The organism is Bartonella sp. AP88XZML (assembly GCF_042195565.1).
In the GTDB taxonomy this organism is placed as follows: Bacteria; Pseudomonadota; Alphaproteobacteria; order Rhizobiales; family Rhizobiaceae; genus Bartonella.
Window position 1 is genome coordinate 1 of record NZ_JBHIOQ010000043.1, and the last position, 12,399, is coordinate 12,399.

At 42.1% G+C, this 12,399-nt stretch carries 4 protein-coding genes and 1 pseudogene; 3 read left to right on the top strand and 2 right to left on the bottom strand.

What is annotated here, in order from left to right; genetic code table 11:
* Both ACFIK2_RS06720 and ACFIK2_RS06725 read right to left on the bottom strand, forming a co-directional pair.
* Positions 1–6,273 (bottom strand): DUF637 domain-containing protein (locus ACFIK2_RS06720; RefSeq protein WP_375677057.1); only part of this gene is annotated, 6,273 nt, incomplete at its 3' end.
* A gap of 89 nt (positions 6,274–6,362) precedes the next feature.
* Complete coding sequence (locus ACFIK2_RS06725) at positions 6,363–8,123, bottom strand: ShlB/FhaC/HecB family hemolysin secretion/activation protein (RefSeq protein WP_375677058.1); 1,761 nt, start codon at positions 8,121–8,123, stop codon at positions 6,363–6,365.
* Between the two features lie 428 nt (positions 8,124–8,551).
* Between ACFIK2_RS06725 and ACFIK2_RS06730 the strand changes: the two are divergent.
* The 3 genes and pseudogenes from ACFIK2_RS06730 to ACFIK2_RS06740 form a co-directional block, all read left to right on the top strand.
* Positions 8,552–9,164: pseudogene (locus ACFIK2_RS06730) on the top strand (type ISP restriction/modification enzyme); the annotation flags it as partial.
* A gap of 1,695 nt (positions 9,165–10,859) precedes the next feature.
* The gene (locus ACFIK2_RS06735) at positions 10,860–11,843 is read left to right on the top strand and encodes a hypothetical protein (protein ID WP_375677059.1); all 984 of its coding nucleotides are present in this window, start codon (positions 10,860–10,862) and stop codon (positions 11,841–11,843) included.
* A gap of 74 nt (positions 11,844–11,917) precedes the next feature.
* Positions 11,918–12,399: hypothetical protein (locus ACFIK2_RS06740; RefSeq protein ID WP_375677060.1), on the top strand; the 482-nt coding region annotated here is incomplete at its 3' end.

A 12,399-nucleotide genomic window follows, 5' to 3' on the forward strand; every position in this document is an offset into this window, starting at 1 on the left:
AAACTGGAGCATAGCAGTGGCTTCGCCCACAGCACCCCCCACAGCACCGGCTGTGCAAGCACCGCTCGCAACCGCGCCTTTTAAGCAGCCAAGACCGGCGTGGGCAACGATCTGTGTGACCGTGTCTATTTTGCCTTCAGCCTTGGCGGTACCGATTTCTTCCGCCAACGATTTGCCAACCGTATCAGACAGGGCGATGCGCAGATTGTTAAAAAAGTTCTTGTCAAGAGAACCACCCTCAAGAGCCGTTTGCACGCCTGTGCCAATGGCGGCTTTGATCAAGTTCTTTTCCGCCTCACGGGTGATGCGATCAACCAGAGGAGCCGTTTTGGGCAAGGATTGCCCAACACCAGCCATTTCGGTTAGTTGGCTGGTTAAGCCTGCTGTCAACATCGACGAGACAATGCTGAGAACATTCTTTGAAGAGCCAAGCTCATGCAAGGCACCGGCAATATTGCCGCGATTATTGACAAGAGCCACAGCGCTTTTGTTAATCAGCGCTTGGACACCAGCCTGTATCGCCGCATTCATGGCGGTACTCGAGCCAAGCCCCAAAGCACCGGTAATGGCACTGGCAGCGCCCGAGGCTGCTCCACCCGTAACCGCCGTGACAGCCAATGCCACGAGAGCCGCACCGGCTTCTGTCAGCCCTTGGGCTTTATAATCCCAGTCTTTAAATTCAGCCTTAACTGCTTGCCAATCCACTTGCTTGGATAATTCTGGATCATCACGCAGTTGCTTGATCCATGCCAAGCCTGGAGAGTGTGACAATTGCTCAAGAGATTTGTCTAAATCACCGGTTGCCTGATATTCAACAACAAAGCCATCGCCTGCATCAAGCTTTATGCCACCCTTAGCATCTATGGTGACATGCTCGATGGTCTCCTTAAGGTAACCTTTATCGCTCTCACTCCACCACACAAGGTTTTCATTACGCTGATAAACGTCCTTAAAATCTTGATCCTTGTTGGTCAGAAACTTGATTTTTCCCGTATCTGATGCCAAATGCGTCTGACCACCACTTGATAGCCCTGCCGCATCAAGCGTGAGATCCCCATTTTGCGCATGCATGGAGAGGTTGCCCTCTGTTTCTATCGTGGTTTTGTTTGTAGTAACTTCTGTTGATTGTTGACGAAACTTATTCTTTTGCTTCGATTTGTCGCCTTCTTTGCCCCTCAGATCCAAATCAAAACTGTTAAAATCTTGCTCTGAAATCGCGTTGAGAGCGCCACCACTGGTGAAATCTCCATTGCCCTTGGTTTTAAACTTTCCCTCAAGGTTCAGTTCACCACCTGTGACAATGGTCAAATCTCCATCACTGTTGACTTCTGTCAAACGGTGCTCACTGCTTTGGGCGTTATAATGCCCTTTTTCCAATGTCTCCTTATGGTCACTCTCTAGCACTAATGAACCAAACGTAGCAGAACCATCGACAATCACCGTCGTCGATCCACCACTGCTCCATTGGCCACCAGTCATGCTTAAATCGCCAAGGGAGTGAATGTTTAAATCCTGTATAGAAATGATTTGAGCCTGCTGCCCGCTCCGATCAACAAAACCATATTCATTCGTGTCACGGATTTTTGCAGTACCATCAATGATTGTCTTCGCATTGAGGGTGATGATATCCCCCAGAATAACCCCTGAAGAGTTGGCTAAAAGATTGCCACTGCTGAGATCTACAGCACCGCTGCCAAGCAAAAAACCACCATTATTGAACAAAGTTTGCGTAGTCGAAACATGCAATGCACCATTACTCAAGATGGTACCACTATTGGTAAGACGGTCCGTCTCTATAGTGATGCCATTGCCTTTTATTCTCGCACTGGCAAGGTTTCCTTGCTGCGTTTTTGCCCCATAAACATCTTGTGCTAAAGAAGTGTTTGGTGCCAAATAAACGTGGGGCACCAAGACCTCTTGTCCGTCGACAAGGTGGGTCTCAAGCCAGATCATATCCTTTTTGATCCCAGCAATTTGCTGGGACGTTAATGGCTTGCCTAGCTCTAACCCCAAGGGATCTTGCTGCTCCACAGCATTGTCATAGAGCGTTTGCATTTGAGCATTGGGATCTTCATCATCAAGAAGAGTGCGATTGCCTGTCAGCTCAAAGATTTGCTCACCCACCAGACGATATTCAAAATAAGCATCGCCCAATCTTTTGAACACGTTTTCAGGCTTATAATTGCCAATCTTTTTTAAGTAATAGTCCGATCCTAAAAATTTACTTGGGTTGATAAAGTCCTGTCGCGTCTCAACTAAAAACGGCACATCCGGTGATTGGCTGCCAGCCAGCTCTGTCTTGACAGAGCTAAGCCCATCTTGCGTTGGCACTTGTATGGATTCTGGTGCGGGTGTTTTTGTGCTCGGTGCAAAAAGTCCTTTGTGCCCTTTCAAACCATTGATGATGCCGTCTAATCGATCATCACTAATCAGTGGTTTGGAGCCATCAAAATCGGTGTTTTTAACACCAGCCAACCCTTTATCGCCAGAGCTTAAGCCAACTTGCTCAACCCCCTCACGCACCGCATGATTGTCAATATAGCCTGTCAACTTGGCATCAAGCGTGCCACCAGCTTCAATCGTGCCATAAACAGCATCATAAGTGCGCGTGATTATTACAGGATCATCAACATATTCCGATGTGTCTGTATCTCCTATTTGAGCCACCCCTGCACCCAAAATATCACCAGATGTAGTCTCAATGCGTGTTGTCGTCTCAATCTTGGTTGTTTCGGTTAAATCACGCCCCTCATTGAGCAGCGTATCGCCATGCATCACAATGTTGCCATTGGCAGCAATTAAACTATAACTATTGCGGATATCGCCGGCATGAACCGTGAGATGACGCCCTGCTAAAATCTGGGCAGCATTATTGGTAAAATGAGGCTGCTGCTGACTAACCGTCGTTGTAACTCTGGTAGTTGTGGTAGTTGTATCAACAAGAAACCACCCATCTGTTTCGGTATGTGATGTTTCATAGACATTGCGATTCACCACTTTATCGCTAACTTCAACTCCACCTTCACGCATGTTGGTAAGCGCTGAGACATCGAAGGTCATATCGCCTGACACGGCTTCTAAAAGACCCGAGCTGTTGATCACATGACCAGCCCGCTCTCCACTTAAACCACGGATGATGAGATTGTCTTCAGCAATGACATCGGCAAACTTATTAATAAAATCCCCATCTAAGGAGAAAATGGCAGATTTCTTGGCATAAATCAGCCCACTATTACTCAGATCAGCGCTCACATTGAGCGCAACCCCATCACCACTTGAACCAATACTGCCGGCATTGTCCAAAACATCTGCGGTTAAGACAAAAGCACCACCACTTTTGAGAACACCGTCTTCACCATTTAAAACCAGAGCAACTTGCCCCAATGACGGATCATGACTTTTTGCCACAAGCGTAAAACTGTCACTGGCTAAAAGCTGACCGGAATTGGCTAAAGACCCAAGCTTCGCATCAACAACACCGCCCACCATGATACCGGAATTGCTTAAAACATCATGGCTGTTGAGAGTCAGTACCCCGCCTTGCGCTTCCACAAGCCCAGTTTGGGTGAGTGTGCCTGCCTTCAGCGTTACATCATAGGCGCCAACCTCACTTGTCTCGCCCATTGTCAATATGCCATCACTGGAAAGCTCTATCCGCTTTTTAGAGACAATGCGCCCCGTTTGGCTGAGATTTGTTTGCGCATGCAAAGCAATGGTATCATTGCTTTCTATTGTGCCACTATTGCTTAAATCACCGTGGCTGGTCAGTTGAAGGTCACCACGCTCAATCTCTATGTGCCCTGCTTGGATCACACTATCAGCAACAATATTGACTGCCCCTTGCGTAGAAATAAGACCATCAACATTCTCAAAACTGCCCACATCAATGCGCAAACCATCCCGCGCTAAAACATGCGCACCTTCATCATGTGTAGCGTTTTGTTGGTCTGAATTTGTCGTTTCAGCGCTTTTATTGACAAAAGACGTTGCAACAATCTTCATCTCACCGGCTAAAGCACTGAGAAGACCAGCCTCATTATTTATATGACCAGCACGTGTCTCTTTCAGCCCACCAATGCTGAGAGCCTCTTCTGCAATCATTCTGCCCTGTGTGTTGGTTAAATCACCATCACTGAATAGATCCATAGATTTTTTGGCGTAAATCAGCCCACTATTGCTGACATTTCCTGCCACATTGAGCGCAACATTCTCACCACTAGAGCCAAGCGCACCGGCATTGTCTAATTGCCCTGCGGTCACAACAAAAACACCACCACTTTGAAGGACACCTTCGGATGTATTCTTCAGAAAGGCTTGTTGCGGATCGGCGCCTTCTTGTGTGCTTACCATCAAATGCAAATCATCGGTTGCAATAAACGTCCCTTGATTGGTAAATGCACCAATATGAGCATCGACACTCTCACCGCGCATTGTGCCGCTATTGATAACCCCATCACGCACTTGAAGGGTTAATGCTCCTTCTTGGGCTTCCACAGTCCCTGCTTGGGTTAAAGCATCAGCACTTAAAACCACATCATAACTTAAAATCGTGCTCTCTTGAGAGGTTGTGAGCATGCCCCCCGCTGTCAAGGCAACCTGCTGCATGCTGACAATATCACCCGTGTGATTGAGGGCACCATGGGCATCCAGCGTTATCTTCCCATTAGACCAGACAGTGCCTTCTTGGATCAGGGCACCGTGATGCGCATAAAGGTCAATTTTTTGCTCTGCCACTAAGCGCGCGCGTGATGTAAGCTCTGCTGCTTCCACCAAAAGAGAACCGCCGGCGCTATAATGTCCAGCGCCTACAGTGAGCCCATCATCGGCGCTCAAGACAATATTCCCCTTGGCACCAATATGGTTGTTTAAAGCGGTGATTTGATTGGTTTTAATGGTCAGATCGCCAAGGGAAGAAACCCCTGTTTGATCATTGTCTTGCATGCGGCTCAGATCAATTGTTGCTGCTTGGATCTCTAAGAGATCACCGGCGGCTATCCGCCCATTCCCCGCCTCAAGCTTTGCTGCCTGTAAATGCAAAGAACCCGTCGCTGACTGTTTACCATCACTCCCAATACCGCTTGCTAGAAGAGCATGGGACTGGAGCTTGATCAGATCGGCGCCCACATCAACAGTACCGCTCGCTGCAACGCGAGCTTGCTCAGCCAGTTCAACATGTTTCAAAGCCTTCAGTTCAACTGCTTCTTCTGAGAAAAGCAGATCTTTCACATGTACACTGTCGTGGTGAGAATGAGCCTTCACCGCTCCTTTGGCGCGTGCTTTAGCAATCACCAGCTTGCCATCACTTGTCAATCTCATGGCGCCTGCATTGGCAACCATGTCTCCTCGCATCTTAACGCCCGCACCTTTATCATTGGCAATCACGCGGATCTGCCCCGCATACATTCCACCAAACTCACTGGAATCAATCGCCAATTCTGGCTCTTTGCCATCAGAACCAAGAGAAGTTGCTTCGCGTTTGTCATAATCAAAATGATTGCGCCCCGCGATAACAGCCAAATCTCCTTTGACCTGTATGGGACCCCCGACACTGATCTTGCGCGAAACAAGATCAAAAATATCTAATGCACTCCCATCAGCCCCACGAGCGCCTATGGTGATATCTCCACCCTCAACACGCAATCCACTCAAAGCGCCATCGGCTCCAATAATCGGTTGTCCAGTCGATAAAGTCACCCGTGGTGTATTAATAAAGCCACAACCGTTACAGGTAATCCCATTGGGATTGGCGATAATAACATCCGCCATTTGCCCGTGTACTTCGCTCACGCCTTCAAGACGCGAGCGATTGGCACTCACCACTTCATTAAGAATAACCTTTGCTGCACCGCTATAACGCAAATTGCCGTTGCCTGGCACCAATCCCCCAAGCTGTGAACGCGAAACCTCCTCAGTCGAATTGTTCAAAATCACGCCATGGGTATCAACATTGAAACTGTCATATTTGTTATGAGAAAGACCCTGTCCATTGGGGCGAACAATATCAATCAGCGGCACATCATTGCCGGCTTTCCCCACCGTGGGGCGGAAAACAGAACCAACCCCATCAGCTGCTTTAATCCCTTGGCTCTCTTGTGCAACAGGACTTCGCGCTCCAAGCGCTTGTGCTTGCAACAACAAAGGCTGAAAAGCTAAGCAAAAGCTTAAAACAAGTGAAAGCCCTTTATGGATCCCTCGCTGCAAAACACAAAGAACGCGCTGCCATAGCTTGTATCCATATCCCAATCTATGCTTTTGATCTTTCAATCCCCGCATCTTCAGCTCCTCATAAAATTCTTTATCTCTTAAAAAAACAACCCATATGGGTATAAACAGCGCAGCGATATTTTTACCGCCCCTTTGCTCTAAAATCTCAATAATGCCCGCACTTGAAATAACCCTGTCGAATTTCCCTTTTCTCGCACTGTCGATTGGGTTAAAATATTTGAATAAGACACATCAACATCCGTAATGTCTCCGGTTGCATGGAAACCAAGAGTTGCCCCAACGAGGCTCCCGCCAAAACTGTTTTTGTTTACATCATTGGCTACAGCCCCCAGATCAAGCGCCATATAAGGGGCAAATTGGCTCATAAATTTACGCCCCATTCTCGAAGAAAAACCTGGCAACAACAGCGACAATTCATTGCGCCAAAATGCCCCATTATTGCCGTAATAAATCGCCTCACGCACCCCACGCACAGAGGAACTACCACCAAGCGATATTTGCTCTGAACTAAACAACGTGTCGGGTGATAATTGTCCTGAAAACAGCGTGTTATAGCGAAAGTTATACTGTTTGAGCGAAAAAGGACGCACGTAGCCTAGGGAAAAAGACAATTTGGAAAATTGCCCTTTGGGTGAATTTTTTGTTGTATTCTCTTGCTCTTTATCGTCATAAGCGCCAAGAATTGCCAACCCTTTATGAAACCCTATATGCGCGCTTAATTCTCCTCCAAGCCACTTGCGCGAATGATCAAGCTCAAAGGTTGCAATAGCCAATTTACGGCTGGAAACATCAACCCGACTGCCCATAATAAAATTATCAGAATATTTCCATGTCAACCGTCCTGTAAGCCAGGTCTTTCCCTCTTGATCACGGTCGATAACCCGTGAAATCCACGGTGTAAGCGATAAAGACTTACCCGCAGTCATAATATCGGAAAATATTCCCTTAACACTCGAATGATATTGGCTCCACGTCCCATCAAAACCTGTTGTCCAAGTGCCATAGGGAAGAGAAAATGATCCCGTTAGAGTATCACTATTGGGACGCTTGTGAGAAAAATGATACGGACTACCATCCATAGAACGCTGATAGCTAAACGACCATTGATCATTGATCCCCAACAGATCATCAAAAGAAAGGCTCAAGCGCGTTTGATAAAGCCCTGTTGCTTTAGCGCCAAGATTATCGCTGGAAAGCGTAATAAGCCAAGGTTTCTGTTTTTCAATATGAACATCGAGTACCGAACCACCCGAATTGCCACCAGCACCAAGATTAATGGTGGCTTGGCGTGAGAAAAGCCGATTGATTTGATCAAGCCCTTGCTCTATCTGGCGCAGATTGGTCGGTTTTCCAATAAGGTTTGGAAAAGCCGTGGTGATTTCTCCTTGAAGTCTCCTCTCAACTTTATGCCCATCAAGGGTAATATCTTCCATCACACCTTCAACAACAACAATCTTGAGATGACCGCCGCTTAAATCTTGCTCAGGCAAATAAGCCCGCACTGCAATATAGCCGCGCTTCATATAAAGCTTGGTCACCGCTTTGAGCACTTTATTGATTTCGGCAATCCCCAAACACCGTCCTTCCCAAAGAGAAATGGCTTCATGAAGGTCGGTATGAGAAATCAACTGAGCACCAACAAATTCAATGCTTTTGATCAGCAAACAGGTTGTACTAGGCGAAGCACCATAGGGAGATATGGTATCATCGTCTGGCAAAAATACCTCATGGGTTTTGTTTTTACGCTGCAATTGCTGAAAACGCTGTTGTTGCGTTTGTTGTCGTTGGATGCTCTCTGATTGATTAATCGCTTTCTCACGAATGTTTTGGGCAAAACTCGCCAACGAGAAAAGGCACAAAATAGCCGCAAAAACAAAAGTGAAAAAAAATCTATGCATTCATTGTGCCCTCAAAGTGAGCAACCAAATGAACCATATCATCAGCGTCACAGAAAAAATCGCTAACCGCGTAACAATTTTTTAATTTTTTGATGAGAGTAATACTTATAACATCTGAGAGAAAAGCATAGACTGTACTGTATACACTTGCTTTATTAGTTGTGCAAACCATATCATTTCCCCCGCTTTTGAAGATTTTACAATGACACTACAAAATGACAATCATACACTCTAATATGCTTCTTAATTTTAAGGTGTTGCATGTAATATAATCTTGAGCTTCAAGTAAAGACTCTTATTCATAGAATATACCAAATTTATTGGAACTGTTACATATTAGAGACAACAAAAAACTATCCATTATTATCGCTTGATAAGAAAAATAGCATGACAATCGCTTATTTACTAAAATAAGAAAAAAGAAAATGCGTAATGCCATAACTTATGACGAATTAGCGCATTTTAAAACTGCTTATCCCAATGAAAAAACACTAAAGATGATATCTTTTTTACGGTTATGGTCTCTTGCATTCAGAAGATTATCGCTCTCGTTATGTCAATAACCTCTCTAAAGAATTGCCGTGTATCCCGTGTGTAAAGAGTGCTGATGATTTTTGGAAATTTGTGACAGCAGGGCGTGAACTCGGTCATTTGCACGTAAACTATGAAACTGTAGAACCTTATCCTGTCACCTTTAAAAAGGGTAATCCAAAAGTTACAGAGATCTCTAATCCCGAAAAGTTTTATTATGTGACTGAAATGAAATTTGCTGGGAATAGTAAGGAAAAGGATAAATCAACTGTTATTTATAATAGCAATATCATCATGACAGATATCTCTCTTGAATGGGTTATGGGGCGTCAATGCGTTAAGACAGATAAAAAGAGTGGCATTGTTAATGATGCCAATCGCTATGCTGTTGAAACCGTTGGCAACCCTGCTTATCCATTAGAGTTATTTCAAAGGGTTATCACTGTAAGTCTAGAAACAATGAAAATCGTTAAGAACTTACCCAAATTGGTATTAAGAGAAACTGAATAACTTAAAAGCATGCTCACATAATGGGTATGATAAACTCATAAGGGGTATAAGGTCTTATAGCTATAGGTTCCTATACCCCCTTTATACATTGCTTACATACAATCTTTAAAAGGATAATTTATCATGCGTTATTCTAAAAAGAAGAAACTTGCACTTTTAGATACTCTTATTTGGATTGCTTTAAAACTTTTAAGAAATCCACTCTTAAATAGAATTAGATTTTTTTACATTGCCTTTAAGAGGTTATACCGTAATCTAAAATGAGTGCTTTATCCTTTTCAAAAGCTTTGTTTAAAGAGAGTTATGTATATTCATTTTACTTATAGGTTTTGTAGGTTCTTAAAACCCCCAAAACCCCTACAAAACCCCTTTAAATGTATATTATAGATTGTATTTACGGATTGTATTTAATATAGGTTGTTTATTTAAAACATTAACATATTGAAATATAATGATTTTTATTTTGGATTAAAAAAATAAAATAATACGTACAAAAAGCACCCCCAAAACTCATAACTATAAAGATCTTGATAGCATCTCTTATGAGTTACAAGATATCTTTTGAAAAGCTTTAAAGGATCACATGATTTTTATAAAGCACGTTGTAATCATTCTCTAAATCATAAGGTTATCTATTCAAAAGAACTGATTAAATTCATAAAAGGGATTTTAATAACGTAATCAGTTTTTACTTTCATACGCTTTTCATAAGACACGTTTTAATGACACACTAAAATAATCACTTTTGTCAGTTCAATTTACTGACAGATAACTGACAAATATATATTATTAATTGTATTTAAGGTTGTGTTATCTATATAAGTTGTATCTTAAAAAGACTAACATATTGAAATATAATGCTTTTAATTTTTTATCATTTTAAAAAAATAGTATAGGGTCTAAAAAGAACTGACACAACTGACAAAAGTCTATTAAAAGGGATTTTGCTAATCTCTATAATGATCAGTTTCTATTGAGATATTTTCATAACAGACAATAAATCACAATTATCCTATTTATCGTTTCTCTTATGAAAATGAAAAATGATGCCATGGCTATAAAGAACATAACAGCTATAGAGAAAGCAAAAATGCAAATGAAAGCATTTGTTATAAGAGCGCGGTGCTATTAAGGTCGTTTAAATTAAAGCCCCTTATAAACAAAATTCACAAAAAATTTAAAATTCATTTAGTAACAAAATTGATAGGTTATAAAGTTTAAAATACACATCATGAGAGCGTTTCTAAATATTATAAATGTATAGATTCAGAAAATAACGCAATCTTTTAAGAAAGCTAATAATATAGCTTTAAAAGCATATAAATATAAAAGAAGCAACTAATAGTCATAAGATATTATCAATACACAACGTATTTAAAAAATACAAAAAAATATCAAAAAAGATAAAATATTGTTTGACAATAAATACGTATTTTGTTATATGAATATTCAAGTGATTAGAAAACACTTTGAAACGACAAGCGGATAGATTACGAAACAATCTTTCCAACGCTTTTAAAAATTGGCTATCTTTTATACTTTTGTTAGTATATGAGGATTTTGTCGGGTGTGTTTACACCATACAATACTCTTTATGAGAAAAGTGTAAGCAGCGGACTTGTCGCCGTGTTTTCTAGCACCCGATGCCCTCTATAGGCTGTTAATAGAAAATTTAATTACGACAAGGTTTTAATTATGAAAAATACAGTAAAAAACATCCCCGTTATCTCTAATATTGCAAATGAAACCGCGCTTGCTAATCAACAAGAGCCTGCAAAAAAATACGAATTTACAGGAGAGACAATAGAGGTTGGTGATTATACTCTTTATCGCATTCGGGCTTTAAGGGATTTTGCTAATATAAAAGCTGGTGATTTAGGCGGCTTTATACATAAGGTTGCAAATTTAGCTCATAATGGTGATTGTTGGGTCGGTGACAATGCCATGGTTTATGGGGATGCTCGTGTTTACGATAATGCCCATGTATATGACAATGCAAAAATTACTGGATCTGCAAAAATTTATGAAAATGCAAGGGTCTATGGCAATGCTAGCGTGCATATTAGAGCTGAGGTTTATGGCAATGCGCAAGTATATGAGAACGCATTGGTTTATGGTGATATTTTTGGACATGCTAAAGTGTATGGAAATGCAAAAATTTATGACACTATTTATGGCAAGTTTCTTGATAAAACTAGAATTTATGGCAATGCTGAGGTTTATGATAAAGCACGTGTTTTAGGAACCTCTCAGGTTTATGATAATGCCCATGTTTATGAAAATGCTATAGTTTTTGATAATGCTAGGGTTTGCGATAATGCCCATGTTTGTGGCGCTGCTATGGTCAATAGAGAAGCCAAGATTTATGGGAATGCTATAGTGACTGGTTATGCCCATGTTTATGATAGGGGCTGCGTTTATGACAATGCCAAGGTTTATGGCAAGGTTTATGGTGGCGCTTGGGTTTCCAATAATGCTTTAATTTCTGATAATGCTGAGGTTTATGATGATGCTCGCATTTATGACAATGCAAAAATTTATGGCAAGGTCCATGGTGATGCTCATGTCTATGGCAATGCCAAGGTAATTGGCTATACTGAGATTGGTGGTGATACCAAAATTGGTGGCAATTATAAAGAATCTGTTATCACTGGTGATATTGTTTTTACAACTGTGTAAATGACGCGCGGGCGCGGCGGGGGCGCCCCCCTTTAAACATTTCATTCTAAAATTCAAATCTATTTATAAAGGAATTGTGCTATGCAAAAAAGTTTGCACTCACAAATGAGACACGTGTATTTAATAATCAAACTCTTTATCGCATCCAAGCATTAAGGGATTTTGACGATGTTAAGGCTGGTGCCTTGGGTGGTTTTATTGAAAATGAAAGTAACCTCTCTCATGATGGCAATTGCTGGGTTTACGATAATGCTCTTGTTTTAAATCCTGCCCATATTTATGAAAATGCCAAGGTTTTTAATAACGCTATTATAATGGGTAGTGTTTATGGCAATGCCCATGTATGTGACCGTGCCCGCGTTTATGCAAATGCTCATGTTTATGACAATGCGCATCTTTCTTATAATGCTTGGGTTTATCATCAGGCGCGGGTTTATGGAAATGCAAAATTATCAGGAAATGCTCGTATTCATAGCAAGGCGGTAGTTTATGATCATGCTGTTATCAGTGGCGCTGCTAAAATTTATGGCAAGGTTTATGGGAATGCTAGCGTGGG

Coding starts and splice junctions, on each gene's coding strand:
- ACFIK2_RS06725 (WP_375677058.1), bottom strand. CDS start 8,123: ATGCATAGATTTTTTTTCACTTTTGTTTTTGCGGCTATTTTGTGCCTT.
- ACFIK2_RS06735 (WP_375677059.1), top strand. CDS start 10,860: ATGAAAAATACAGTAAAAAACATCCCCGTTATCTCTAATATTGCAAAT.